22 protein-coding genes are annotated in these 25,680 nt (G+C 48.7%); 9 read left to right on the top strand and 13 right to left on the bottom strand.

What is annotated here, in order from left to right:
- Positions 1 to 24: 24 nt before the first annotated feature.
- Positions 25 to 1,497, top strand: a complete 1,473-nt coding sequence (locus BGO59_RS27835; protein ID WP_293689230.1) for a M17 family metallopeptidase — start codon at positions 25 to 27, stop codon at positions 1,495 to 1,497.
- A gap of 161 nt (positions 1,498 to 1,658) precedes the next feature.
- Positions 1,659 to 2,870: an ATPase gene (locus tag BGO59_RS27830; protein ID WP_293689228.1), complete on the top strand. Its 1,212-nt coding sequence runs from the start codon at positions 1,659 to 1,661 to the stop codon at positions 2,868 to 2,870.
- Between the two features lie 76 nt (positions 2,871 to 2,946).
- Here BGO59_RS27830 and BGO59_RS27825 read toward each other — a convergent pair whose 3' ends face one another.
- From BGO59_RS27825 to BGO59_RS27790, 8 genes are all read right to left on the bottom strand, one after another.
- A complete protein-coding gene (locus tag BGO59_RS27825) occupies positions 2,947 to 3,240 on the bottom strand; it encodes a hypothetical protein (protein WP_293689226.1) in 294 nt (97 codons plus the stop codon).
- 88 nt (positions 3,241 to 3,328) lie between these two features.
- Positions 3,329 to 5,896: a glycoside hydrolase family 9 protein gene (locus BGO59_RS27820; RefSeq protein WP_293689224.1), complete on the bottom strand. Its 2,568-nt coding sequence runs from the start codon at positions 5,894 to 5,896 to the stop codon at positions 3,329 to 3,331.
- 70 nt (positions 5,897 to 5,966) lie between these two features.
- Positions 5,967 to 7,322, bottom strand: a complete 1,356-nt coding sequence (locus tag BGO59_RS27815; protein WP_293689222.1) for a neutral/alkaline non-lysosomal ceramidase N-terminal domain-containing protein — start codon at positions 7,320 to 7,322, stop codon at positions 5,967 to 5,969.
- A 71-nt stretch (positions 7,323 to 7,393) separates the two neighbouring features.
- Positions 7,394 to 8,404 carry a prolipoprotein diacylglyceryl transferase gene (gene lgt / locus BGO59_RS27810; protein ID WP_365981579.1) on the bottom strand — a complete coding sequence of 337 codons (1,011 nt, stop codon included), beginning with the start codon at positions 8,402 to 8,404 and terminating at the stop codon, positions 7,394 to 7,396.
- An 87-nt stretch (positions 8,405 to 8,491) separates the two neighbouring features.
- Positions 8,492 to 8,869 carry a lipocalin family protein gene (locus BGO59_RS27805; protein ID WP_293689220.1) on the bottom strand — a complete coding sequence of 126 codons (378 nt, stop codon included), beginning with the start codon at positions 8,867 to 8,869 and terminating at the stop codon, positions 8,492 to 8,494.
- Between the two features lie 181 nt (positions 8,870 to 9,050).
- Positions 9,051 to 9,956 (bottom strand): CPBP family intramembrane glutamic endopeptidase, encoded by a 906-nt coding sequence (locus tag BGO59_RS27800; protein ID WP_293689218.1) that lies wholly within the window; start codon positions 9,954 to 9,956, stop codon positions 9,051 to 9,053.
- 151 nt (positions 9,957 to 10,107) lie between these two features.
- Positions 10,108 to 10,851, bottom strand: coding sequence for a ferritin-like domain-containing protein (locus BGO59_RS27795; protein ID WP_293689216.1), 744 nt, complete (start codon positions 10,849 to 10,851; stop codon positions 10,108 to 10,110).
- Between the two features lie 14 nt (positions 10,852 to 10,865).
- Positions 10,866 to 11,579 carry a ferritin-like domain-containing protein gene (locus tag BGO59_RS27790; RefSeq protein WP_293689214.1) on the bottom strand — a complete coding sequence of 238 codons (714 nt, stop codon included), beginning with the start codon at positions 11,577 to 11,579 and terminating at the stop codon, positions 10,866 to 10,868.
- Between the two features lie 243 nt (positions 11,580 to 11,822).
- On the opposite strand from BGO59_RS27790, the gene BGO59_RS27785 reads away from it, so the two are divergent.
- Both BGO59_RS27785 and BGO59_RS27780 read left to right on the top strand, forming a co-directional pair.
- Entirely contained in the window at positions 11,823 to 12,002 is a 180-nt protein-coding gene (locus BGO59_RS27785; protein ID WP_293689212.1) for a hypothetical protein, read from the top strand.
- A gap of 44 nt (positions 12,003 to 12,046) precedes the next feature.
- The gene (locus BGO59_RS27780; protein ID WP_293689210.1) at positions 12,047 to 12,514 is read left to right on the top strand and encodes a hypothetical protein; all 468 of its coding nucleotides are present in this window, start codon (positions 12,047 to 12,049) and stop codon (positions 12,512 to 12,514) included.
- Between the two features lie 31 nt (positions 12,515 to 12,545).
- Here BGO59_RS27780 and BGO59_RS27775 read toward each other — a convergent pair whose 3' ends face one another.
- Entirely contained in the window at positions 12,546 to 13,214 is a 669-nt protein-coding gene (locus tag BGO59_RS27775) for a DUF1345 domain-containing protein (protein WP_293689208.1), read from the bottom strand.
- A 267-nt stretch (positions 13,215 to 13,481) separates the two neighbouring features.
- Here BGO59_RS27775 and BGO59_RS27770 point away from each other — a divergent pair, with 267 nt between their 5' ends.
- The 5 genes from BGO59_RS27770 to BGO59_RS27750 all read left to right on the top strand — a co-directional run bounded on the left by BGO59_RS27770 (position 13,482) and on the right by BGO59_RS27750 (position 19,755).
- A complete protein-coding gene (locus BGO59_RS27770; protein ID WP_293689206.1) occupies positions 13,482 to 16,931 on the top strand; it encodes a pyruvate carboxylase in 3,450 nt (1,149 codons plus the stop codon).
- Positions 16,932 to 17,266: 335 nt separating this feature from the next.
- Positions 17,267 to 17,596 (top strand): DUF3467 domain-containing protein, encoded by a 330-nt coding sequence (locus BGO59_RS27765; protein WP_293689204.1) that lies wholly within the window; start codon positions 17,267 to 17,269, stop codon positions 17,594 to 17,596.
- 164 nt (positions 17,597 to 17,760) lie between these two features.
- Complete coding sequence (gene rpsL, locus BGO59_RS27760; protein WP_020594858.1) at positions 17,761 to 18,192, top strand: 30S ribosomal protein S12; 432 nt, start codon at positions 17,761 to 17,763, stop codon at positions 18,190 to 18,192.
- A 139-nt stretch (positions 18,193 to 18,331) separates the two neighbouring features.
- Positions 18,332 to 18,799, top strand: coding sequence for a 30S ribosomal protein S7 (rpsG, locus tag BGO59_RS27755; RefSeq protein WP_080058471.1), 468 nt, complete (start codon positions 18,332 to 18,334; stop codon positions 18,797 to 18,799).
- Between the two features lie 86 nt (positions 18,800 to 18,885).
- On the top strand, positions 18,886 to 19,755 hold the full coding sequence (locus tag BGO59_RS27750) for an aldose 1-epimerase family protein (protein ID WP_293689201.1): 870 nt from the start codon (positions 18,886 to 18,888) through the stop codon (positions 19,753 to 19,755).
- Positions 19,756 to 19,824: 69 nt separating this feature from the next.
- On the opposite strand, the gene BGO59_RS27745 is transcribed toward BGO59_RS27750, so the two are convergent.
- From BGO59_RS27745 to bamA, 4 genes are all read right to left on the bottom strand, one after another.
- Positions 19,825 to 21,396, bottom strand: coding sequence for a hypothetical protein (locus tag BGO59_RS27745; RefSeq protein ID WP_293689199.1), 1,572 nt, complete (start codon positions 21,394 to 21,396; stop codon positions 19,825 to 19,827).
- A gap of 275 nt (positions 21,397 to 21,671) precedes the next feature.
- Complete coding sequence (locus tag BGO59_RS27740) at positions 21,672 to 22,343, bottom strand: OmpH family outer membrane protein (protein WP_293689197.1); 672 nt, start codon at positions 22,341 to 22,343, stop codon at positions 21,672 to 21,674.
- Between the two features lie 23 nt (positions 22,344 to 22,366).
- On the bottom strand, positions 22,367 to 22,942 hold the full coding sequence (locus BGO59_RS27735; protein ID WP_020594863.1) for an OmpH family outer membrane protein: 576 nt from the start codon (positions 22,940 to 22,942) through the stop codon (positions 22,367 to 22,369).
- 139 nt (positions 22,943 to 23,081) lie between these two features.
- Positions 23,082 to 25,631 (bottom strand): outer membrane protein assembly factor BamA, encoded by a 2,550-nt coding sequence (gene bamA, locus BGO59_RS27730; RefSeq protein ID WP_293689882.1) that lies wholly within the window; start codon positions 25,629 to 25,631, stop codon positions 23,082 to 23,084.
- Positions 25,632 to 25,680: the final 49 nt, after the last annotated feature.

The raw sequence follows: 25,680 nt of genomic DNA, 5'->3' as shown, positions 1-25,680 counted from the left end.
CGTCGAACTGCCAAACTATTACCCATGAACATTACCCTACAAACGCAAACTCCGCCAACAGGCGATTTGATCATTCCGGTTGTACAGACCGATTTGACCAGTCAGCTAACCGATCTTTCTCAGAAGTTAACCCTTCCGTTGCCCATTCTCCAACGCGATTTTAAAGCGGATGCGAAAGAGGTCTTTACGGTCTATAAAGCTGATGGCTTCAAAACGTATCTGCTTGGAGTAGGGGCCAATCCGAAGGCGATGGATTGGTTACGCTCTTTCCGGAAGTGTTTTTTCGACCAAAAAGGAAAGCTGTCGACGCAGGTCACGATTGACTTAAGTCAGTTTGAGGGCGAGGTAGTCGAAAGTGTGGTGCTAGGCGTTCGCTGGGGCGGGTATGATTTGAAGTTATACCAGACTGATAAGCCTGATACGCCGGTTTTCTTCTCCGATGGGGGGCAACTTAGCATACTGGTATCGCCCGGAACTGAAACCGTTGCGCAGGAAGCGCTCATTCGTGCCGAAGCCATTGCCCAAACGCAACGGCAGATGCTGGACCTGATGAATGCCCCAGCCAACTATAAACAACCACAAACACTGGCCGACTGGGCCATGAATTCGGGCAAACAGCATGGCTATAGTGTAACGGTACTCGACAAAGCCGAACTGGAGCGGCAAAAACTGGGGGCTTTGTTAAGTGTGAGCCAGGGAAGTGATGTACCCCCAGTACTGATCATAACAGACTATAAACCAGCCGATGCCACTAACGTACTGACAATTGGTCTGGTTGGGAAAGGGGTTACGTTCGATACGGGCGGAGTATCCATCAAGACCTCGTCGAACATGCACCTAATGAAAAGTGACATGGGTGGCGCTGCGGCTGTGCTGGGAACGGTAGAAGTAGCTGCTAAGTTGAAACTGCCCATTCACGTAGTCGGGATTGTGCCCGCAACGGAAAACGCCATCGACGGACGCTCGACCAAACCGGGTGATGTGATTACCTCCTACATCGGCAAAACCATCGAGATCATCGATACGGATGCCGAAGGACGCGTAATTCTGGCTGATGGGCTGGGCTACATGGTGCGTCATTATAACCCTGATGTGCTGATTGACCTGGCTACGTTGACGGGTAGTGTTATTGCAACCCTGGGGTATCATGCTGCCGGGCTATTTACGGCTAACGATGAACTGGCCAATAAACTGACCGAAGTAGCTAACCAGACGGGCGAACACCTCTGGCGGCTGCCCATCTGGGATGTGTATACAGAAGACATCAAATCGGATGTGGCCGATGTGAAAAATTTCAGTGGCAAGCCAGTCGCCGGGGCCATCAGTGCGGCAAAATTCCTGGAAGTATTTACGGAAAACCATCCCGCCTGGGCGCACCTCGATATTGCCGGGATGGCCTTTGCCGACACCGAATTTGGTTCGCAAAAGAATGCCACGGGCTTTGGCATCCGACTACTAACATCCTACTTACAGGCGCTGATTGCAGAAAGTCGCTAAGAAAAATTCGTGATTTAATCTTTTGGCCGTATCTTTTTCGGAGAAAATAAGAACAGCTTTTACGGTGTTCGGTTTTCAGGTTATGGTTGGTTAATGCGAGACGGATGCATCAACTTACCATAAACCGTAAACTAAAACCGTGAGATAAACGATAGTCCTCTATGAGCCAGTTGTCATTTCTGTGCATTGCCACTTTTTTTAAAGGACACGAATTTATGCGGGCCTGTAAGGAGTTGGGCAACACCGTGTATCTGTTAACCGATCAGAAACTGGCTAATGAAGCCTGGCCTCATGAAGCAATCGACGAATTTTTCTACCTGCCATCACCCAGCAACGAACCGAATGATCTGGAGCAAATGATCGTTGGTCTGGCCCATGCCATGCGTTCGCGCCGGATCGACCGGGTTGTGGCGCTGGATGATTTCGATGTGGAAAAGGGTGCCCTGATCCGAGAAACCTTTCGGATCGATGGGATGGGGCAAACAACTTCTCGTTATTTCCGTGATAAGCTGGCTATGCGAATGCGGGCTGCATCGGCAGGGATTCGGGTTCCGGCATTCAGCCCCCTGTTTAACGACGAAGCTATTACTGCTTTTTTGCAAACGACCGAATCGCCCTGGCTTCTGAAACCCCGGTCCGAAGCATCGACAACGGGCATTCGAAAAGTACATTCGCTGGAAGAAGCCTGGTCGGCTATACACCTGCTGGAAGATAAACGGCATCATTACCTGATCGAAGAATTTAAACCAGGGAAAGTGTACCACGTCGATTCGCTGTCGGTGGATGGAAAAGCTGTTTTTACAAGGGTGAGCCAGTATCTGGCAACCCCAATGGAAGTAGCACATGGTGGGGGTGTTTTTCGAACGGCTACCTTACCCCTCGGAACTCCTGAAAATACAGCCCTCAGTCAGATCAACGACCAGGTGCTGGCAGCTTTTGGCATGCGATACAGTGCTTCGCACTCGGAATACATCCGGGGCGATCACGATGGCGAACTCTATTTTCTGGAAACATCCTCGCGCGTGGGGGGCGCCAACATTGCCGAGATGGTGGAAGCGGCATCGGGCGTGAATCTTTGGCGCGAATGGGCGAAACTGGAAATCGCTATGGCGCGCAAAGAGCACTACATTCCACCCGCTGACGATGCCCGGTATGCCGGGTTGATCATCTCCTTAGCCCGGCAGCAATGGCCTGATCTGTCGGTATTTACTGAGCCGGAAATCTGGTGGCGCATGAAAAAAGAATACCACGTTGGCGTCATTGTTCGCTCCGACGATCGGGCGGAGATTTTAAGCCTGCTGGACAATTACATGCATCGGATTTATCAGGAATTCCACGCATCGGCCCCCCTGCCCGATAAACCGACTAATTAATGGCAGTAGTAACGCGAGTAACGTGGTTGGAAGCCCGCCATTGGGACCCAATGGCGGGCTTCCAACCACGTTACTACTAATTCCTGAGGGTATCTTTTCGGCTCTTGTCTTTTTCAATAGGTATACCTACACCAAAGGCCCGTGGATCGCTGGGAGGCTGAGTCCTCCGTTTTTTTCGGCCGTTTTGTGGTGGCGGTGGCGTATTCAGAGGCACCTGTGCTGTAAGGCCCGGACCCGATACAGGTGTATCGACACCCGGAATCGCCACCTGCCGATCTGCAGGCTGCTGAATAACTTTCGAGGAATCGGCCTGGGCAAAGCAAAGGGAGCCCGCCAGACATAACGTGGAACAAATCAGGACCGTGCGCATAAGAAAAGTCAGTTGTTGAGTAAAGCGTCGTCAGGCAATAGACGGCTGCTATATCAACTCACTTTCATGCGTAAAGTTTCGGTCCGGGTCACAATGCATCGATACGAACAAACTGATATCCTTTCTGTTGAAATTCGGTCAGCAGCGTATCCAGGTGCGTATATAGTTTATCGGTTCGGCTGGGGGCGGTACCGATGTGCATCAACAGGATAAACCCATTCAAGCCGTTGCGATGGCTGGTTTCGTAGGTACGGATGGATTGTAAAATAGTCTCGCTACTGCGGTAGTTTCGATCGTCGGGTGTTGTGTAGTCGGCGTGGCTAAGCGTGCCGGATGTGTAGTTGATTAAGTGGATACCTTCGGCCGTTGTCCAGACAGCAATGCTATCGTTATACCATTCATAAGGCGGTAGGAAGATTCGTTTTGTAACGGGTTTCTGCCGAAAACGAGCCAGTGCAGCATAATTGGCTCGGAGGTCGGTAATAAACTGTTCATGGGTGACCAATAAACTATCGCGTTTGCGCCAGTCGCAGTAGAGCAGATGCTGGTCGGAATGGGGCCCCAGGTAATGACCTTCGCGAGCCAACTGGTCGATGGTGGCCCTAAATGCCGGATTCCGCAAAAAGCGCCCAGTCAAAAAAAACGAAGCCCGAACGTCATGGGCTTGCAACGTTCGGGCAATTACAGAACCACCATCGGCAAATTCATCACCAGTAAAAACCAGCGCCAGCCGTCGGGCGGTTGTATCGCCCCGAATTCGAGCCCCTTTAAAATAAGTCGATTTTGGGTCAGATTTCGTTGGTTGAAGGCGTTTGGGAGCAGGTCGAGCCTCTCGTTTCGGTTTCGTCGCTTTGGTAGATTGGGTTAGTCGTTCAGCCTGTTTGGCGGCCAGTAGGTAAATGAGCGAGGCCGTACCGTCCATGGTAGGTTCGTTGGTACTATAATCGCCATAATCGTCGTGATAAACGGCTACGTCGCTTTGAAAAGCCGCGTATTCATCGGGCTGGTAGAGCGTAATGCCGATCAGATTTTTGTAGATGCTCCCCTTCACCGGCCCGTCGACCAATCCGCCATCAATCGGATACTGTTTGAGGTGGGTGAATGCCGAATGAGGATCACTCGGTGTATCGGCGTTGGCAGGCAGGCCATACACAAAGCTCGTTCCCCAGGGATTGCAACCGAATAACCAGTCGAAATTGGCCTGTTCGAGGGCCACAAACTGATTGTCGCCGGTGAGTTGTCGATACCAGAAACATTGGGTAGCAAACGAAGCCGTGTAATTGTTGCTGCACCAGGTAAACTGTACACCCCGGTAAAATGCATTCTGTCGGGCTCGATTCCAGACGGTTTCGATACCTTTTTTGTAAAAGTCGGTGACCGTTTTTCGTTGATTGACGGGAAGCTTTTTCGCTAGTTCGCCATGCCCCACATTCACAAACGGATACCACTGATAATGCCGGGCCGTGTCGTTCAGAATCCAGGGCGTAACAGGTTCCTGCCGGGCAAAATCCAGGGCTGTTTTCTGAAGTTGTGTTGCCTGCTTGCCTGTCGCGTTGAGAAGGTTAAGCTGCTCAACGGCTGCCAGTTCCATATCGTCTACGTAGTTATCTTCTTCGTAAAAATAAGGAGCACGGCCAGGGGCTGTCTGACAATTACCGGGCTTTTGTAAGCCGAGCTGATAAGCCGATTGCGACCGTTGCCGGAGCGTTTGTGCATAGTCGGGCTGGCAGTTGCGAAGAAGTTGATAGCCAAGTGATAATGCACTGCTCACTTTACCCGCTGTAGAGGCAACACCCGTAGCCCGGTTTTTGTATTTAAACATGCCCTGCGGCTGGCCCGTCGCAAAATAAACAGGCCGTTCCAGCCCTTTGCCGTAAAAATTGTCTTCTTTCGGAATCCGCATGCCTGCGTGGTCGCGGTCGTCGCCGAGTTGATTGAACAGCCAATCCTCTTTGGGGTGCATTTTCAGTAACCAGTCCAGCCCCCAATGAGCTTCGTCTAGTGCATCGGGGAGCCCGTTGGAACCTGTCAGTCCATTGGCCTGATAGGCATCCGTAAAGGCGTTCGGGAAATCCCGGACGGCAGCCAGCAGGTGATAGGTGGCGTTGGCCGAGGTAGTTACGTATTGCAGGTAATCGGATGCATCGTGCCAGCCACCCACTACATCAATATGAGTACTGTCGGGCATGGGGCCGTAGAGGGTATAGCCGTCATGAGTGTGGCAGGAATCTTTCAGAAACGGGTTGAAGCCACTGCGTTGCTGGCGCATATAGCGCAAACAGAAATCAGCCGCACCGTTATACACATCCTCATCGATCCGAAAGCTGGGCGAGCGCGTACCATCTTCGGCCTGAAGATAATACCGACCGGGTTTCTGAAAATCTGAAAAATCGAGCCGATACGTTTGTCGGAAAGGCCCGTAGGCATCAAACGCTTTGCCCGACGACCATTCTTTAACAGGCTGCTGCGTTTGTTCATTGATAAGCTGAAACCTGCTGATTGTTTGTTCCCTAAGGCTCCCCCAAACGGCTATTTTAGGGCTGTTCGGCCGATACCCCATCAGGTTGATCCGAATAACCGCCGACTCGTCGGTATGATTGACGAAAGCAGCTATGGTGATGATGAACGCAGTGATTAATAATAGTCGAACTGGCATAATTAGGTTTGGGTATCGTTGGTAATGATGGCATCATTACCAACGATACGGCTGTTCAATGGTTACGCAATTATAGTTTCTTCAATAGCCCCATCATCATTTCCTCGAAATAGGCGCCGTTGTAGGGGCCGAACCAGTTCATATCGCGGGTTTCGTAGGTGGGGCGGTTGTAGTACGCATCGGGTGTGACATAGCCAATATACCCCCCATCGAAGCTGGTAATCATCAGGTTAACGCCTTTCTGCTGAGCCAGTGGTTTGAAGTCGGCAACGAATTCGCCGGAGTAATCGCAAGGGGTGCCGAGCAGAACGGTGTGGCCAATGCGCAACGCTTTCAGGTCGGACGGGTAATCGCCGTAGATCGCGTAGAATAACCAGGGGCGTACACGCCAGTTGCCGATTACGCGGGGGTGTGGCTCACGCAGGCTCAAGGGTAGCGTCAGCATGGCCAGGGTGCTGTCTGAGTTAAGCGGGATAGTTGGCAAGGTTCGTTCGATCCGCGCAGCTAAATCACCGGCATAGTTTCGTATCTCCTGAAAATCGGTCTTGCCTTTGGCTTCGGGGCCTGTACTGCCAACGGCGCCCGCCAGAAAGACCGCAAAATCAGCCGATTTCTTCTCCAGCCGATCCACGAGCGAACCCGGGTAGTCGCGGCTGAGGTAGTTCCACATGCTGTCTTCAAACAGGGTGGCATGACCCGAAAAGGAGCATAGAAGCGCCGATTCGCCTGAATTTTTCTTTAGCCTCAGCAGGTGGATTTTTCCATCAAGCGGTTTGGTCGGCCCCGACCAGCCGATGCGGTTGTAGATATGGTCCGTAGCATCGGCTTCACCGTAACCGATTTGTACCGGTGCCATGTTCATTTGTGCAACGCGAATGGCCTGTAGCACACCCTCCGTAATCTGGGTTACAATTTTCTCGTCGTATCCACCGGCAATCAACTGACCGACCAGACCCGGTGCCCAGCCGCCCATGCTATTGTGTGAGTGAATCGCTCCTGTGTACACGTTCTCCCAGCGAAGCCCCACTTCGGGCAGTCGTTTTTTTAGCGCTTCGGTCACCGTTGGTGGGGTGATGAGCAAATCCAGCCCAACGAGCGCTACTTTGGTGGTGCCATTATCGAGTACGATGGCTCGTGCAAAAATGGAGTCGCTGATAATGTGCCAGTGTTTGCCTCTACGCGCACCATAGCCACCTGTTGGGGTAGAGTAGGAGGGTGTGATGCTTGCTTTCGCCCAGCCAGCGCGCAGTGGTCCTTTAGCTGGTGGAGGAGTGGGAAGGGCTTCCAGCCGTTGTTTGGTTTGGGTATAGTAAGGCATTTGCTGGTAAGGCGTTTCATCGACGGGGGCCAAACTAACGGCCAGAAACAGCAGGATGACAACAACCAGACCGAGCAGGACTTTTAAAAGAATACGGACAAATTTCATGTACAATCGCTTAGACCAGCGAATTTCGGTAAAAGGAATGAAGATGTGGTAAGGATAACCAGTAACTAAGGTTAGGTGAATGAACTTACTTTAGAAAGCTGCTTTGGGACTCTCGCTATGTACTCCTGAACAGGTCGGCTTCCGGGAAGGGCCTTGTCAGAAAGGGTGTTCTTACATCGTTCAGCGTTGGGTTTGCTGGAGGCTGGCAAGGCCGACTGATAATCGCATTGATAACAGAGACTTGACGATTGAATAACCAGGGCAACGGGAATGAGAGAAGCGGGTCGGATGAAGTTTCGTAAAAGTAAAATCAAGCCGAGCAAAATGGCCGGTATACTCAAGAGTTGCCCCATATTAAAGTTCATGCTGTCTTCAAAAGCGACCTGATTTTCTTTGAAAAATTCCCAGACGAAGCGCAGGCTAAATACCCAAATCAAAAAGATACCCGCCATGGTCCCCGGTGCCGCCTGGTTACGATACGTTCTCCAAAACCAGAATAGCCCAATGGCTAAAATCAGACAGGATAACGATTCATAGATCTGAGTGGGATGACGAGGTACCTGGCTAAACTCATGATCTCTTACAAAAACAAAAGCCCAGGGGACGGTAGTTGGCTTACCGAAAATTTCGGAATTCATGAGATTGCCGAACCGAATAAAGGCCCCACCCAGGGCCGCTACAATGCTAATACGGTCGATTACCCAGAGAAAACTTTGCCCGGTTGCCTGACTGGCTGCTCGACGGGAGTAGATCCATAAGCCCAGAAGGATACCGATGATGGCTCCATGACTAGCTAATCCACCATAAGGAGGGGTAACAATGCCTAGCGGGTCATCAATAAACATAGCTGGCTCGTAAAATAGAAAGTGACCTAGCCTGGCACCCAGGACGGTTCCCAGAACCATTGTCATCAGAAGCGCATCGGTGTCGGCTTGGGGTTTTCGTTCAGTTTTGAAGATGTGGGTCATAAGTTGCATGCCGAACAGAAACCCAGTGGCAAACAACAAGCCGTACCATCGCACTGGCCAGGAACCTATACGGAAAATTTCAGGATCAACATTCCAGATGATGTAATGGAGCATATCGTCTTGGTTTATAGGGGCTAGAATGGGAGAAATTTTAACGTGTATAATTAATTGTCCTGCATCTGCCAGTCGAAACGGTAGGCATCAAGGGCATTTTTCGAGTACCTGATAAGGGGTATCCAACACGAATTCATTGGCTGTGATGGCTATAATTCGGCGACGAATATCAGGTATAGGGACTAATCCATTCGTTATACCTTCATACCGCATCACTAAATTGTCGCCTTCCAGCCAGTATCTGTAATAAGATAAATTGGTAACTGGCTGACACTTTTTCAATGCATCATCGACAACGTACACGTAATTTGATTCAAACGTCCATCGCGTGTACGGTTTTTCACTGCCGGAAATTGACTGACTAGTCCAGGTGCCAATCAACTGAGCAGGATTGATGGATAAAACGGGGTCGTTTGAGCGGCACCCCAGGGTGATAAGCACAATTATCCAGGCGATATTTTTCATTATGGATTACGTGGAACGGATGCCTTTTTCCATACAAAAGGGATTCGTTTTCAGTCCAAAGCGTTGGATTTAGCTGGAGGTAAAATCCATAGTAAAAGTTCTTGTAGCCTTCCCTGGCTCGGTTTGGAGAAACCTCATGGGGTAGGTTTAAGAATCTGCCCCCACGAACGCAAACCACTTCTTAATACAGATGTACCGTACGCCTATAATTTAATCGCTGAAAGAAAAAGAGTAGAATTGTTGCGCCAATAGCGGACAGCATGGCCCAAAACCAATTATTTGTATGAAGCTTTAATCCAAGATCTAAGCAAGCGGGCTGCTGAATATAGGCATTAATAACAATTAGACTGTTATTAATAAAATGAGCGACTATGGCTACCCATATATTGCCTGACCAGAAGTATAAATAGCCGAACAGTACGCCAAGTAAGATTCTTGGAAAAAAGCCAGAAAATTGAAAATGAACGGCACTGAATATAATAGCCGCTAACCAGATGCCAACATGAGCATTAACTGTCCATTTCATGAGCCAGCGCTGAATTATGCCTCGAAAGAATACCTCTTCACCGATTGAAGCAACAAATCCAACAACGAGAATGGCAATCAATAATTGATCTGCTGATTTAAAGGCGACCAACAGCTTGGTTTGCAGGGTGCTTTCTTGTTCCTTGCGATGTATCCAATCGGCAAGATTTTCAATAAGTCCAGGTAATTCGAGATGCTGATTCCAGTTGATAATTAACTCGTTGAAGGGTAGAATAACAATAACACTTAGAAGCCCTAGCCATAGTCCAGAAACAGCCTTTAAGGAGTTAGTTTGAAAATCAGCCCATCGACGGTGCTCAAACAAATACCAATAGACTAAAGCAGGGATCAAGTAAGTAAACAAATGACTTACAGCTTGAACGGATATAAAAATATACCATCCGTTAGGCAGTTGAGCAACTTGTTGGATAAATATGGGTAAGGAGCTGATCTCCTTTAGATGGCCTGCTGAATAGACAATTAATAGCGTCAAAGCCGATCCAACTGACATACCCAGAAGTGTACAACCAAAAAGGAGTAAAGCGGCTCTCAATTTGTACATAGGCGATAGCTGTAGTATAGTGTATTCAAAAGCGTTGAGCTAGAAAGATATAACTAAGGGTAAAGCAATGGCAATCAAAGAAAAAGGCACCGGAGAAAATCTCCGATGCCTTCCGACACCCATTGCCGGTTTCCCGGCCTCCCTATGTCGTTTAGCCAAGGAATGGCGCTGCAATAGCCAGTACCTGTGCTTTGGTTAGCGGTTCGTCAAACGCTCCCCGAAGGTTATCATCCGAAATACCGGATACGTTCGGAAGCGTTTTCAGATTAACACCGCCTTGTGTAAATGTCGTTTGAGTTGTGTCAGATACCCAGCTTTTGAGCCCCAGAATTCGCCGGATTTCGGCGGCATGGCGGGCTTCTACCGAGTGAATCTGTAAGGCTACTTTCAGGATGGCTTTGTCGTTGACCAGAGCGGCTGCCTGACCTTTATAGGCCTGCACGCCCGTATCTTCCAGCGCCCGTGCCGTTGCCAGGAAAGTTGGATAGCTTGTGAACGTTCCGGTTGGGTATTTGAAGGTCGGTTTAGCTACGGCCAACGTACCCAGCGCTGCTTTCAGCAGATTGACGTGGGCTGTTTCATGCTTGCTGATCTGGGCAATCACTTTCTGGTCGCTGGTCGGAACGAGCCCCTGAGCCGCCAGGCCCATCCGGTAAAAATCGTCTTCCAGATATTCCAGCGTCAGCGCGTAATTGGCTATGTCGATAGCAGTCTGTGAGGGTGTTGTCGATTGAGCCAGCGCTTTATTGAGAGTGCCTGCTACGATAGCCGGAATGCCCGCAGCAATAAGCTTTGAACTGAATTTAAGTAAGTTCCTACGTGAGTGGAAGCTGTAGCGGTCGCCGAATTCGGGGTCTACCTGCTCGATGTCGGCGATTAATTTTAGTAAGTTCATGATATGTTTCCGATTTACTTGGGAAGATTGTTGGCGGTGATTTGCGTTTTAACATACTTCTGCGCGATTGGCAGGACAACCGTTGGTGCATTGGCTGCATCCAATCCTGTAGTAGGATCTACGACGTCATCGCCCGCGAAATCAGCTGATTTTGGGTTGAGCAAGTCCCGAATAGCCGCAGCATGACGTGCTTCGACCGATACAATCTTTCCGGCAATCGTAATATAATCTGGGTTCGTAATTAGGGTTCCGGCTCCATTATAGGCCGATACACCTAAATCTTCAAACGCTTTGGCGGCTCCCAGCACACTAGCCCGATCTGAGAAATTAACCGAAGCAAAATTTGGTGTTAACGCGCCGATGGCATTAGCGCCCAGTGCTGCCTTGAAAAATTCGCGGTGTACAATCTCGTGGTCACGAATGTCGGTCAGCAACGTTTTTTCGGCATCGGTCATGCCGCTAAAGGGTGAAGCCACAACCTGTGTGTAGAAAGCGGCTTCCAACTGCTCAAGTGCATAGGCATAATTCAAAATCCCCGTATCGCCCGAACCCAGATCGACAGGCGCTGTAACTGTAGTTGGGTTTTCTTCATCTCCGCAGGCTGCTAAAAGCATTCCGCCAGCCGTTAAGGCACCAGCATAGCGTAAAAATAAACGGCGCCCTACCCATACCGGTTCTAACTGGCCAGGCAACATCGATAAGCCTGGTTTAAGCTGTTGTTTTTTCATGTTGTTGAAATTGATACGATCTCTGCAGGTATAACCGCTATTGCATCACTTGGTTTGAACTATATACGTGAGTGGTTGAAATTTAGATTTTCAGTACGAATCAGGCAGGCTAAACCATCACTTCCTATATATACCACCAGCCGCCTGTGAAGGGTGGACGTTGAACTAGAAAAACCGTCTTTACATACTACTTTTGCGGGCCGTTGTTGCGGATAATGTTATTTGTCTTACTCAGCAGATTATATGAATATCAACCAGGTTCGGGAACAACTCCATCGACTCATCGACGAGGTCGACGATATTTACGTACTTAATGGCTTATACCGCAACCTGATTTCCGACAAACGGCAGCGGGAAGCTTACGAAAAAGAACAGGCCGAAAAAGCAAAACGACAAGCTGCCAACCGTCGGTCGAACGAATAGTAAAGAGCCATCTGTCCTATGTTAGGATCGTTTAAAGATGAACTATGTTCAGGCCTACGTTGATTGAGCTATTCTGGTTGGCGCTCGCATTCGCCATCAGCGTTCTGATTTGCTTGGCTATATTCGGTCGGAGTTTGGTAGGTGGCAGTGTCGATATTCAACTGTATGATACCTATTTTGTCCTTTCATCAGCCTGGGTCGTCTTTCCACTTTTTCTGATCGTCTCTTTTCTGCTTTTCCTGGTAAAAGAAGGCCGAATACGATTTAGTAGAACGCTTCCTAACCTGATTATTCTCGTCCTTGGGCTGCTGCTGGTGATCCTATTTTCCAGAATGTCTGTTGCAATAACGAAATTGTGGACAAGTGTCTCGGTGTTGCCCAGTCCAGATCAACCTACCCCACTGGAAGATCCCTTTGTGGTGATTATGACCAACTCCTTGATAGGCCTTCAAGTGGCCGTAACACTGGCACTCGTTCTGGTGGGATTCTACTGGGGCAAGCGACGCGGGTAATGTTCGCCCTGAACAACTAAAGGCCCAACGGTTATTTAGAAATGCCGCTGATGGTCAGGGCAATAATAATGGCATTGAAGCCAAACGACAGTATGCCATGCGCTAATGCGGTGCGACGCATGGCCTTAGAACTGACCGCCACGTCGGATACCTGGCTTGTCATGCCAATCACAAACGAGAAATACGCAAAATCCAGGTAATCAGGTTCTGATTCATTGGGGAACTCCAGGCCCTTTGGTCGTTTGCCCTTCTCCAGGCCATTGCCGTAATACAGATGGGCATAGCGAAATACAAACACGGTATGCACCAGACACCACGAACTGGCAACTGCTACCAGAACCAGCGACATGTAATACGGTTTAAGGCTGGCTGGTAGATTTTCATCGGCCGAGTTCAGAAGGGCTACGATAGCAACTAAGCTGGCTACAGCCGCTACAAGTACCAGAATAAGAAAAACAGTACGGTTCGAGTCTTCGCTGCGCGAGATTTTAGGTAGTTCGCGTGGGTGTACGTTTGTAATAATTATCCACATAATCAGCAGGGAAGTCAGAGCGTAGGCTACCCAGGCAACCGTACTGCGGGCAGGGAAATTAAAGGTATCAGGCACCATAAAACTGACCAGTATTGAAGCCGATAATCCAACCAGGAACCGCTGATGGGGCTTAAAATGAATAATGTAATCCAGTAGTCGAGCAAGCATAATACGATGTGCGATGGGCTGGGTGTTGTCATACTGCTTCTGCAGCTGGCTCAGTCCGCAGACCAAAAATGATTTGGGAGTTGGGGGCAATTTACACATAACCCCACCAGGGCCAAACGCATCTTTTTTATACTATATGTAATATTTCCTGAAAAAGATAAATTATCCAAAGATTGTACGGTACAGGAGAGCTTTTTCAAAATTTTCAACCATCTTGCCATGTTTTTAGACAGGCTTATAGCCAAAAGCCGCTTTCATTAAGATTCCATGAAAGAATACATCCGACCGATTAAACGTCTGCTTGTCGCCAACCGGGGCGAAATTGCTATCCGCATCATGCGGGCTGCTACCGAACTCGGCATTACAACGGTTGCCGTTTACACGTATGAAGACCGTTATTCGCTACACCGCTACAAAGCCGATGAGGCTTATCAGATCGGCCGCGATGAAGATCCGCTTAAACCGTATCTGGATGTTGAAGGAATTATTTTGCTGGCCAAACGGCATAAAATCGATGCCATTCACCCCGGTTATGGATTCCTGTCGGAAAATGTAAAACTAGCCCGACGCTGTCGGGAGGAGGGGATCATATTCGTTGGTCCTTCGCCGGAGGCTATGGATGCCCTTGGCGATAAAGTTCGGGCGAAAAATCTGGCTACTACGGCTGGCGTTCCCTTGATCCCTGATTCGCGGGAAGAAAATATGTCGCCGGAGTTTGCGCTTACCGAGGCCGAACGCATTGGCTTTCCGGTAATGGTGAAAGCGGCTGCCGGTGGCGGTGGGCGCGGTATGCGCGTCGTTCGAAATGCTGAAGATTTCCCCAAAGCCTTCACCGAAGCGAAAAATGAAGCTCGTAACGCTTTTGGCGACGATACGATTTTCCTCGAAAAATTCATTGAAGACCCCAAGCATATCGAGGTACAGTTGCTGGGCGATCAGCACGGAAGCATCGTTCACCTGTATGAGCGCGATTGTTCGGTACAACGGCGGTTCCAGAAAGTGGTCGAGGTGGCCCCGTCGTTTGGACTACGGCAGGAAACGAAAAATAAGCTCTATGAATATGCGCTACAGCTAGGCCGGGCGGTTAATTATTCCAATGCCGGTACGGTCGAATTTCTGGTCGACAAAAATGAGAATATTTACTTCATTGAGGTTAACCCCCGTATTCAGGTTGAGCATACTATTACTGAGGAAGTAACCGGTATCGACATCGTCAGAACGCAGATTCTGATTGCGATGGGCTATCGGCTTTCCGACAATGGCATCTACATCAATCATCAGGACGAAATTCCGCTGAACGGATACGCTATTCAGTGTCGAATTACGACCGAAGATCCTGCCAACGGTTTTAAACCCGACTTTGGAACAATTACGGCCTATCGGAATGCGGCTGGTTTTGGTATCCGGCTCGATGAGGGTAGTAGCTATGCGGGTATGAAAATCTCGCCCTACTTCGACTCGATGATTGTAAAAGTCTCGGCACGGGGGCGGACGCTCAAAGGCGCCTGTCAGCGACTAATGCGGGCATTGGTCGAGTTCCGGATTCGGGGCGTTAAAACCAACATTGGCTTTCTCGAAAACGTAATCCGTAACCCGATTTTCCAGCGGGGCGAAGCACGGGTATCGTTTATAGAAACCCATCCTGAGCTGTTCAACTTCCGTAAGCCACAGGACCGCTCGTCGCGCGTGCTGAATTACCTGGCCGAAGTGATCGTGAATGGCAATCCGGAAGTTAAAAAGAAAGACGATAGTAAGGTTTTCCGGACACCGATTGTTCCAACGTTCGATACCTACAGCCCATACCCGAAAGGGAACCGTGATCGTCTTAAAGAGTTAGGCCGGGATAAATTCAGCGAATGGGTGCGGGATCAGAAAGGAATTCTGTATACCGATACCACCTTCCGTGATGGTCACCAGTCACTGCTGGCAACGCGGGTGCGGACGCAGGACTTACTAAAAGCCGCTGAAGGGTTTGCCAAAAAACATCCCGAACTGTTTTCGATGGAAGTATGGGGGGGCGCTACGTTCGATGTAGCGATGCGTTTCCTGTACGAAAGTCCCTGGAAACGGCTGGCGGCCCTTCGCGAAGCCATGCCGAACATGCTTCTGCAAATGCTGTTCCGGGGTTCCAATGCCGTCGGTTACTCGGCCTACCCGGATAATCTGATTGAAAAGTTTGTTGAAAAATCGTGGGAGACGGGCATCGATGTATTCCGCATTTTCGACTCGTTGAACTGGGTCGAAGCCATGAAAGTGAGTATCCGCGCCGTTCGCGAACGGACCGATGCGTTATGTGAAGCGGCCATTTGCTACACCGGTGATGTGCTGTCGCCGAATCAACACAAATACACGCTCCAGTATTACCTCGACATGGCCCGTCAGCTTGAAGATGAAGGGGCACATTTGCTGGCAATTAAAGACATGGCCGGTTTGCTAAAACCCTTATCGGCTGAGGTGCTGGTCCGTGAACTGAAAAAAGCTGTAAACATCCCGATTCACCTGCATACACACGATACGGCAGGTATTCAGGCCGCTACGTATCTGAAAGCCATTGATTCGGGAGTCGATATTGTTGACTGTGCATTGGGTGCTTTATCAGGACTGACTTCCCAGCCAAACTTCAACTCGGTGGTGGCTATGATGCAGGGCCACGAGCGTGAATGCCCCATGGACCTGTCGTCGCTGAACGACTATTCCAATTATTGGGAAGACGTTCGGGAGTATTACTATCCGTTCGAGTCGGGCATGAAAGCGAGCAGCGCCGAAGTGTACGAGAACGAAATTCCGGGTGGCCAGTATTCGAACCTGAAACCACAGGCTATTGCAACAGGTCTGGGCGATAAGTTCGAAACGCTGAAGAAAAACTATTCGGTAGCCAACCAGCTCTTCGGCGATATTGTGAAGGTAACTCCATCGTCGAAAGTAGTAGGTGATATGGCTATTTTCATGACAGCTAATAACCTGACAGCTAAGGATGTGATTGATCGGGGAGAATCGCTGTCGTTCCCGGAGTCGGTAAAAGAATTGATGAAAGGGATTCTCGGGCAACCTGTAGGTGGTTTCCCGGAAGCTATTCAACGGGTAGTCCTCAAAGGCGAAGCGCCCATCACCGACCGACCGAACAGCCACCTGAAACCAATCGACTTCGATGCCGATTTCAAAGCCTTTCAGGAGAAATACCCGCTTAATGATGGCTTCGTAGATTATCTGTCGTACCAGATGTATCCGAAGGTTTATGACGAATATTATAAGGCCAATGAGCAGTATGGTAACGTTAGCATCATTCCAACGCCTGCATTCTTTTACGGTCTAAAGGAAAATGAAGAAATCCTGATCAATATTGAAGAGGGTAAAAATATTCTGGTTCGACTCCTTTTCAAATCGGAACCCGACGAGTTTGGTATGCGGACGATCACCTTCGAACTGAACGGGCAAAGCCGTCAGGTGAAGGTACGGGACAAAGCCTCGAAGGTCGAAAAACAGCAACATGCTAAGGTTGCTAACGCAGGTGATGTAGGGGCTCCGTTACAGGGTCGCCTGACGCGGATTCTGGTTAAACCGGGCGATGTGGTGAAGAAAAACCAGCCCCTGTTTGTGATCGAAGCCATGAAGATGGAAAGTATCGTAGCGGCTTCGAAAGAAGGAACAATCGCAACGATCAAGCTCAAAGAAGGTACGGTTGTTGAACAGGACGACTGTATATTAGATATGGCTTAACGCCAAAAAAGGGGAATCGGAAGGTTCCCCTTTTTTAGTAGCAATGGATGCCCCGAAAAGGGAGTATGCCGCCTAGTTACAGTTCCTTTTCGCTGTCGAATCCGCACTAGGTTCAGGTGTAGCTATTCTGCTAGTCTGACTCGTTTTAACTATTATTTCCCCGAAAAAGCTGGTAGATGCTGTACCTTTGCAAAAAAGTTGGTCGGAGAGCCAGCCAATTACAGAAGGTTGTCCGTGTGATACAAGCGTTTACTATTTATATAACCAGCAAAACAGACAGCAATTAGGTTTCGCTAACTAAGTTAGTAATTCGTATTTGCCAACGATAAAATAGCATGGCTACACAGCAGCAAAACCCAAATCCTGAAGGAGCAATCGACGTCGAATTGAGTGAAGAAATTGCCGAAGGGGTATACGCCAATCTGGCAATGATCGCGCATTCGAATAGTGAGTTTATTCTTGATTTTATTCGGCTGATGCCGGGGGTACCCAAAGCAAAAGTTAAAGCTCGCATCATCCTGACCCCCGAACACGCCAAACGGTTACTGGATGCGCTGCGTGAAAACATTAGTCGGTACGAAGAAGCCTATGGCGGCATTAACCAGCCTAACGACTCGTTCCGGTTCCCTTCCGGTGGTTTTGGTGGACCTGTAGGTCAGGCCTAATAGTTTTGAGCTTATAGTATATAGCGGATTCACATAGAATTGATAGTGTGTTAGCTTGCTGTATAGCCCAAACTGTAAGTCGAAAACATTTGCCAATCAATAGTTTTTCCGTATCTTTGCACCTCAAAATTCGGGAAGACTGTTTTTCGTAACCAAAATCAATAATGCCTACTATACAACAATTAGTGCGTAAAGGGCGTGAAAAGCTGATCGACAAGTCGAAATCGCCAGCTTTAGATGCCTGCCCGCAACGTCGGGGAGTGTGCACACGTGTGTACACGACGACGCCGAAGAAGCCAAACTCGGCTCTTCGTAAAGTTGCCCGGGTTCGTTTAACAAACGGCCGGGAAGTGAACGCTTACATCCCAGGTGAAGGCCACAACCTACAGGAGCACTCAATCGTGCTGATCCGGGGTGGCCGGGTAAAAGACCTGCCAGGTGTTCGTTACCACATCGTTCGGGGTGCCCTCGATACAGCTGGTGTAAACGGTCGTCTGCAAAGCCGTTCGAAATACGGTGCCAAACGTCCGAAACCAGGTCAGGCTCCAGCGAAAGGTGGCAAAGGCGCTCCTCCAGCAAAAGGTAAGAAAAAGTAAGAATGAATAATGTAAAATGTATAATGAAAAATGGCCTGCAACAGCCATCATTGTACATTGTTCATTAGTCATTATACATTAAAAAATTGACTGCCCGTTGAAAAACACGGCAGAGTAAGACCAAAAATCTGAAGAACACATGAGAAAGGCGAAACCGCCCAAGCGTTACGTGTTACCTGATCCGAAATATAAGGAGGTCCTCGTAACCAAATTTGTTAACAATCTGATGTACGAAGGCAAGAAAAGCCTGGCGTACGGAATTTTCTACGATGCCCTCGATGTAGTGGCTAAGCGCACGAATGAAAACGGGCTCGATACGTGGAGAAAGGCATTGAATAACGTAATGCCATCAGTCGAAGTAAAAAGCCGTCGCGTCGGTGGAGCTACCTTCCAGGTGCCAACCGAAGTACGGGCAGACCGGAAGGTCGCGGTAGGCATGAAATGGCTTATCCGGTACGCTCGTTCGCGGGGTGAAAAAACCATGGTTGACCGGTTAGCAGCCGAAATCATCGCAGCCGCTAAAGGCGAAGGTGCTGCTGTTAAAAAGAAGGACGATACGCACCGTATGGCTGAAGCCAACAAGGCGTTCTCGCACTTCCGGTTCTAAACCAACTCAACAGACTCAGTTCCCGAAGGCTGTTGAATCTGACAAAAGCCGCCCACTATTGGGTGGCTTTTGTTATTTTTGGCCCCATGACAACCCTAGAAAACGAATCCATTCGCGTCTCCATTCGCTCGAAAGGGGCCGAACTGACGTCCATTTTGCATAAGCCAAGTGGCATTGAACACCTTTGGCAGGCCGATCCGATGGTTTGGAACTGGCATGCCCCCAATCTGTTTCCGGTAGTAGGCGGTTGCCTGAACAACCAGTTACTGGTTGACGGTAAAACATACCCAATTGAGCGCCACGGCTTTACCCGGCAGTCGGTCTTTACCACCATCGAGTCATCGACAACCCATGCGGTATTTCAGTTGCGATCAAGCAGTAGTACCCGTGTCCATTATCCGTATGCCTTTGAATTTCAGATAATCTATGAAATCGAAGGGCCTCGCTTAACGATTACCTACCGGGTTGTTAATGAAGATACTAAAACGGTTTTCTTTTCGGTGGGGGCACATCCGGCATTCAACGTTCCGTTTTATGTGAATGAGGAATACGAAGATTATTTTATTGAATTTGAGAAGGAGGAGCCACTGGAAACGCATATGCTTTCGGCGGCAGGGTACTTTACGGGAGAAACCAAACCCATCCCTACCGAAGGGAGCCGATTGCCGCTGACCAGACATTTATTCGATCAGGATGCGCTGGTTTTCAAAAATCTGGCTTCGCGCCGGGTGGCCATCCGCAGTGATCGGCATAATCATTCGGTGACCGTCAGTTTCCCCGATTTCCCGTATTTAGGACTATGGGCTAAACCGGGCGCATCATTTGTCTGTATCGAACCCTGGTTAGGCTGTGCTGATAGCGAAGGTGAGCTCAAGCCCATTCAACAAAAAGAAGCTATTCAGCAGGTTGCCGAAGGCGATGTGTTTGAAGCTGCCTTTGCGGTGGAAATTGCTTAATAGTTTACGGTTTTCTGCTTGTCGTCTTCAGTTCGCTGACGTATCAGTCGAGCTGAAGACGGCCAATGATTACTGCGTTTCTTCCAGCGGGGTGAAGTCTTTGAAGGTCCTCTTGATGGCTTTGTCGGAGGAGTCTTTCTTGCTTTGCCAGTTCGCATCTAACTCAAGTGCGACCAGGCCACTCAAACTCATCGAATTACGGAAGTCATCCAGCTTTTTGATGAATTCATTATTACGACGTGATGATTTGAGCGCAAACTCCCGTGCGAAAACGTCGCCCTTATTCTGTAATTCGCTTTTCTTGCCCAGCACATAATTGTAGCGATCGAGCAGATCTTTCATCGACTTTCCGATGACTTCAGTTGCTTCGAGGGTACCCATTGTGAGGACGGCCGTACCGCCAACTGCTGAAATAATCTTTTGTGAATTCGGGTCATTGGCCGTAATGGCAGGCGATACACCGGTTATGGCACCAAGTGATGCGTTGGCTACTGATCGATTGCGTTTGCCGCCTTTGGCTTTCCGGTAATCGCGCTTAAGTTGTTCTTCTTTTTCGCTCAGTTGCTCCACAAGGCCCCAGGCCTGTACTAATGCCTGTCGGTATTGGGCATAGTAATAGCGGTCTTTCTCAGCCTCGTTTACGGTATTCAGAATGGTAAATGTAATGCGTTTTTCCTCCCGGTTCTGGGCTTTATCCAGCACATAAAAGGTGATTTGAACGTTCAGCGAATCATAGGGGTCCTTAACGAATTCGTAGCCCGGCTGCCAGATAAATTCGTATTGGTTGTTGGTGTTCTTGACCAGCGCTGACTTGGGGATATTCTGGTTATCCGATAAAAAGCCAAAGGTCGAAACATCATCATCGCCATTTAAGTCTGATAAATAGAATTTTAGGTTGACGGTAGCGTTTTCGCGGAGTTTGTAATGTGATTCTTTCGGAATAATAGATATGTCAGGCGGCAGATCCATTTGCGTCACCTCTACTTTGAGCCGGCCTTTGGTTCGAACTTTGGAGGGCTGATCTTCTACCCAGAACTCAATATACTGCGGATTTTGCTTCAGCCGATTGAACTGGTTCAGCGATAGGGTCCAGGTCAATTCTCCCTGCGACGAGAGCTTACTGCCTTCGGGCATTTGATCCGTAATGGGAATGAACACGATCGGGTCGCCATCATCGTCATGCACCATTTGCGCGTCCATCTTATAGGTGTTCTGCGTTCGGTAGCTTACGTAAAACGGACGCAACTCGTCGATCACGGGTGGGCGGTTGACGTGCTGGACTTTGAAATCGACCGTCTGCGAAGCCGTCTGGCCATGACTGTTACGAACCTCAAAGGTTACGGGGTAGGTTTTGGTGGTCTGAATCCGGTCGGCAAGGCCGAAGCCAGGTGTCCACGTAAAATGGCCCAGCGAATCCAGGTGCATCCCTTCTACAGGATCACTGCCGAATGCAAACAGTAGGGTATCCGTCGTGGAGCCAGTAGCTTTGAGATCAAACCGGACAGGGGTTCCTTCCGAAACAATATTCCAGTTGTTCTGGGTTGGGAAAACGAGTTGTAGTGGCTTTGAATCTTGAGCATAGCTGCTACCGAAACATACGATTGCTAACAGCCATGATACTAAACCGACAGTTCGGGTCATAAGGACGTTCGAGGGTAGTCTGTCTTAAAAAACGCAAAAATACGACCAAGATTTCGTCTAACGGTTGATAATCGTCAGTTTTAAGATTTTTCTTATGTATTACTTGGTTTTACCCTGAAATAATTGACTTTTTTGAAGGCTTTTATCGCGTTCTTAGCAAAGCTTTTGGCCAGTATTTTGTCAATAGATTTTGTAGGTTTATTCGTAGGTCAAGTACAGCGCATAAAAAAAGCGCCTTACCGGGTTGGTAAAGCGCTTTTCTCGATGAAAGAAATTTAGTTTTTCTTAGGAGCGGTGCCACCTGCTGGTGTAGCAGGTTTGGGTGCTGGGGCTGTGCTACCACCCGTTGTAGCAGGTTTAGCAGCTGCAGCGGCTTTAGCTGGATCGATACCTAGTTTTTTCAGCACCAGCTCGGTGATATTGTTTTCTTCAGGAGCCACCAACAGAATGGGGATGGTGTTAGCGCCAGCGTCCAGGTTAAATACATACTGGAAGCCGCTTTCTTTGGCAACCGCATCAATGGCTTTCTGAATTTTCTGAACAACTGGGTTCACCAATTGCTGATACTTGCTCTGCAACGATTGCTGCGAGGTCTGGCCGAACTCCTGAATACGGGCCTGAAGGCTCTGTAATTCTGTTTCGCGGTCTTTCCGAATCACATCCGACATTTGGGCAGCTCCTTTTTCATAGGCGCTGTATTTGTCTTCCAACTCTTTCTGCATGCGCTTCAGTTCGTTTTCTGTTTGCGTACGCTGGATGGTCAGTTGGTTTTGAATATCTTTTGCTTCGGGAGTTTGCGACAGAACGTAATCAATGTTCGTATAGCCTAACTTCAGCGGACCCGCTGCGGAGGTCGTAGTGGGCGTTGTCGTTGGGGCTTGTGCCTGTGCGTTTAAACCGCCCATCAGTAGAGCAGCAGCAAACGCCATGACGAGATTTTTCTTCATTTCGAATTTTTAGTTGTTTTAGCTTACTTCGGTTTTACTATGGTTGTTTTGTTGGTTGGATTGGTTGGGGTAGCTATTGGTTTAGTATCCAGCCCCAGTTCTTCCATCACATAATCGGAGTAATCGTGTCGGGGATTCGTATAAAGCATAACAAAATCAGAGGCTTTATCGAACATGAAATCCAATTTTTTTTGCAGGCATATTTTTTCAACAGCCCGGTTTATCAACTCCATTGGAGCTTTCATCAACTCCTTCTTCTTTTCATACAGAAGTCCCTGATAACCAAAGACTTTGTTGTTGTATTCGCGAGCTTCACGCTCTTTGTCGCTAATGATGCGCTGGCGGTCTCGTTTCATATCTTCGGTCAGCAGAATTTCTTCCGCCTGATACGCCTTTTGCAATTTTTCAATATCGACGTATTTATCCTGAATATCCTTTGACCATTTATCAGCAAACTTATCGATTTCGCTGAGTGCTTTTTGATATTCAGGCATTTTACTGAAGATGTATTCCGAATCAATGTAGCCAAACTTCTGGGCCTGAGCGGGAATACTCAACGCAATAGCATACAAAAATACAAAAAACAGGACTTTTTTCATCAGGAGCCAGGTAATTTTTGCGGGAAGGTGTTGATTGTCAAATGGATTTATGAGCAATTGGCGAACAAACCGTTACAAAAACCGTACCGCTCGGGTAGCCAGACTCGTAAATCCATTTAACGTCAATTCTTCTAAAATCTTATCTGATTTGCTGCCCAATCGTAAAGTGGAACTGACCCGATGCCTTGTCTTTAACGCCCGGTATCTTATCGAAACCGTAGCCATAGTCAATACCAATCAGACCAAAAGCAGGCATGAAAATACGAGCACCAAAGCCCATCGACCGCTTCAGATCGAACGGATTATACTGCTTGTAACTGGCCCAGTTATTACCGGCTTCCAGGAAGGTCAGTACAAAGATGGTTGCCGACGGGTTCAGCGATACGGGGTAACGAAGTTCAGCAACGAACTTGTTATACACGACACCGCCCTGACTGCGTGAGGTCTGATCAACGGCCCGGTCATAATCGGCTGTGTATACACTACGATCATCATACCCACGAAGACCGATAATGTCCTGTGCCAGTGCAAACTGACCCTGGCCGGCCAGACCCGAGCCGCCTAAAACGAAGCGTTCGAATGGACCGATAGAGGTGCGTTTGTTATAGCTACCCAAGAAGCCCAGGTGAGCACGGGCATTCAGAACCAGTTTGCCAAATACCGTCTGGAACCAGCTTGCATCGAACATCCACTTATGGTACTCTACGAATTTGTATTTATCTCTTGGAGCTTCTGCCGCAGTTGTTGTGCGCCATGCCGAATACGGGGGAGTAAACGAACCGCTCAGTGTGAACGAAGAACCATTCCTTGGGAACTGCGGATTGTCGATGCTATTACGCGATAAGGTTGTGTTGAACGTAATGTTATTCGAAATACCATCCTTATAACCAATGTAGAACAGGTCAAGGTTATTCAGGTCATATCGTTGATAAGACAGGGAGTTGGTCAGTGAGAAGTAATCATCTGGAATCTTCAACTGACGTCCTAGCCCAATTGTAATGGCTGTGTTGGTATACGAACCCGTCGGGGTACGGCCCTGCAAACTCTGATAGATACTGTATGGGTTGAGTGGGTCGTAGAACGTCCGGTACACCGTATGGCTGGCACTCACTGAAAAAGCGTTTGGTTTGCGTCCACCTAACCAGGGTTCGGTAAATGACAACGAATATACCTGATACTGGCTACCATTGGCCTGGAAGCGCAACTGCACCCGCTGACCATCACCCGCAGGCAGGGGTTTCCAGGCACTAAAGTTCGGAATATTGCGGGCCGAGAAGTTGTTGAACGTCAGACCGAGGGTTCCGACGAAACCAACGTAACCACCCCAACCACCTGATAATTCGATCTGATCAGAGGGTTTTTCTTCAACCGAGTATTCAATATCGACGGTTCCGTCGCTCTGTGGGACAGGATTAATGCCAATTTTTTCGGGATCGAAATAGCCAAGTGTAGCCAATTCACGTTGTGTACGAATCAGGGCTGTTTTCGAGAATTTCTGACCGGGTAGTGTCCGAATGGTCCGCATGACTACATGGTCGCTGGTTTTCGTATTCCCATTCAGAATTACCTTGTTGATCGTCGCTTGTTTCCCTTCGAAAATTCGGATTTCAAGGTCAATAGAATCGCCTTCAATAGCTCGTTCGATGGGCTGGGCATTGTAATACAGATAACCCAAATCCATGTACTGCGAACTCAAGTCCTGCCCTGGATTTCCGTTCAGGCGCTTCTCCAGATCTTCAGGGTTGTAAACATCGCCTTTGGTGATACCGAGTACCTGGCGGAGCTGATCGGCTGTGTATAGGTAGTTGCCCGAAAAATCGATTTTCCGATAATAATACTGGTGGCCTTCGTTCAGCTTCATGTTGATGCTGATGGTGCGCCCCCCGTTGTTGATTACGGTATCGTGTTCGATGGCGGCATCGCGGTAGCCAAGCTTGTTATAGTATTCCAGCAGCTTTTGCTTATCCTCTTCGTACTTTTTGGGGATAAATTTCGAAGGAGAGAAGAGTCGGCCGAAGCGCATTTCTTTGGTACTCTTCATCTTCATCCGTACAGCATCTTCGTCAACCTCGTCCAGTCCTTCGAAATTGATTTTGGCAATTTTGATTTTTTGACCCTTGTCGACCGATACCCGCATGGTCGCATTGTTGCGCGTGCTATCAGGAATTGTCGTGATTTTAACTTTTGTATTCAGATACCCCTTATCGACGAAGTACTTACGGACGGCCAATTGGGTATTCTTGGTAATAGTATTTGTTACAATTTTACCCAGGTTAAGCTTGATTTTATCTTTCAGGTTGTCCTGTTCCCCTTTTTTGACGCCGATGAAGTTGACCCGGTAAAGACGGGGGCGTTCCTGAACGCGGAACATAAGGGAGATTTTTTCTCCATTGACATTGGTTGCGAACAGCTCCACATTGTCGAGCAGCCCTGATTCCATTAGCTTACGTACTGATGAGCCAACTGCTTCGCCTGGAATTCGGATTTTGTCGCCCATTTTCAGGCCCGCCAACGATACCAGGGAGTTGGGATCAAGGTAGCGGGTGCCCGTTACGGTCAAACCAACAATTTCGTATTCTTTGGGGTTAGCATAATTGAGTAGTTCATTACTTTCTGCGGGTGCAGACGGAGTGTCGCGACCTACACCTACGCGTACCTGAGCCTGTAGCTGAGCGGGTAGCAGGCTCATGAGCAGACAAACGGCTCCAAATATGACTTTTATACGGTGTTCCAAGTTG

The sequence above is a fragment of the Spirosoma sp. 48-14 genome (genome assembly GCF_001898575.1).
GTDB lineage: Bacteria > Bacteroidota > Bacteroidia > Cytophagales > Spirosomataceae > Spirosoma.
This window is presented reverse-complemented; position numbering and strand designations above follow the sequence as displayed.

Excerpts from the sequence above, each read along its gene's own strand:
- BGO59_RS27835 (WP_293689230.1), top strand. The coding sequence starts at position 25 with ATGAACATTACCCTACAAACGCAAACTCCGCCAACAGGCGATTTGATC.
- BGO59_RS27830 (WP_293689228.1), top strand. The coding sequence starts at position 1,659 with ATGAGCCAGTTGTCATTTCTGTGCATTGCCACTTTTTTTAAAGGACAC.
- BGO59_RS27825 (WP_293689226.1), bottom strand. The coding sequence starts at position 3,240 with ATGCGCACGGTCCTGATTTGTTCCACGTTATGTCTGGCGGGCTCCCTT.
- BGO59_RS27820 (WP_293689224.1), bottom strand. The coding sequence starts at position 5,896 with ATGCCAGTTCGACTATTATTAATCACTGCGTTCATCATCACCATAGCT.
- BGO59_RS27815 (WP_293689222.1), bottom strand. The coding sequence starts at position 7,322 with ATGAAATTTGTCCGTATTCTTTTAAAAGTCCTGCTCGGTCTGGTTGTT.
- lgt (WP_365981579.1), bottom strand. The coding sequence starts at position 8,404 with ATGCTCCATTACATCATCTGGAATGTTGATCCTGAAATTTTCCGTATA.
- BGO59_RS27805 (WP_293689220.1), bottom strand. The coding sequence starts at position 8,869 with ATGAAAAATATCGCCTGGATAATTGTGCTTATCACCCTGGGGTGCCGC.
- BGO59_RS27800 (WP_293689218.1), bottom strand. The coding sequence starts at position 9,956 with ATGTACAAATTGAGAGCCGCTTTACTCCTTTTTGGTTGTACACTTCTG.
- BGO59_RS27795 (WP_293689216.1), bottom strand. The coding sequence starts at position 10,851 with ATGAACTTACTAAAATTAATCGCCGACATCGAGCAGGTAGACCCCGAA.
- BGO59_RS27790 (WP_293689214.1), bottom strand. The coding sequence starts at position 11,579 with ATGAAAAAACAACAGCTTAAACCAGGCTTATCGATGTTGCCTGGCCAG.
- BGO59_RS27785 (WP_293689212.1), top strand. The coding sequence starts at position 11,823 with ATGAATATCAACCAGGTTCGGGAACAACTCCATCGACTCATCGACGAG.
- BGO59_RS27780 (WP_293689210.1), top strand. The coding sequence starts at position 12,047 with ATGTTCAGGCCTACGTTGATTGAGCTATTCTGGTTGGCGCTCGCATTC.
- BGO59_RS27775 (WP_293689208.1), bottom strand. The coding sequence starts at position 13,214 with ATGCTTGCTCGACTACTGGATTACATTATTCATTTTAAGCCCCATCAG.
- BGO59_RS27770 (WP_293689206.1), top strand. The coding sequence starts at position 13,482 with ATGAAAGAATACATCCGACCGATTAAACGTCTGCTTGTCGCCAACCGG.
- BGO59_RS27765 (WP_293689204.1), top strand. The coding sequence starts at position 17,267 with ATGGCTACACAGCAGCAAAACCCAAATCCTGAAGGAGCAATCGACGTC.
- rpsL (WP_020594858.1), top strand. The coding sequence starts at position 17,761 with ATGCCTACTATACAACAATTAGTGCGTAAAGGGCGTGAAAAGCTGATC.
- rpsG (WP_080058471.1), top strand. The coding sequence starts at position 18,332 with ATGAGAAAGGCGAAACCGCCCAAGCGTTACGTGTTACCTGATCCGAAA.
- BGO59_RS27750 (WP_293689201.1), top strand. The coding sequence starts at position 18,886 with ATGACAACCCTAGAAAACGAATCCATTCGCGTCTCCATTCGCTCGAAA.
- BGO59_RS27745 (WP_293689199.1), bottom strand. The coding sequence starts at position 21,396 with ATGACCCGAACTGTCGGTTTAGTATCATGGCTGTTAGCAATCGTATGT.
- BGO59_RS27740 (WP_293689197.1), bottom strand. The coding sequence starts at position 22,343 with ATGAAGAAAAATCTCGTCATGGCGTTTGCTGCTGCTCTACTGATGGGC.
- BGO59_RS27735 (WP_020594863.1), bottom strand. The coding sequence starts at position 22,942 with ATGAAAAAAGTCCTGTTTTTTGTATTTTTGTATGCTATTGCGTTGAGT.
- bamA (WP_293689882.1), bottom strand. The coding sequence starts at position 25,631 with ATGAGCCTGCTACCCGCTCAGCTACAGGCTCAGGTACGCGTAGGTGTA.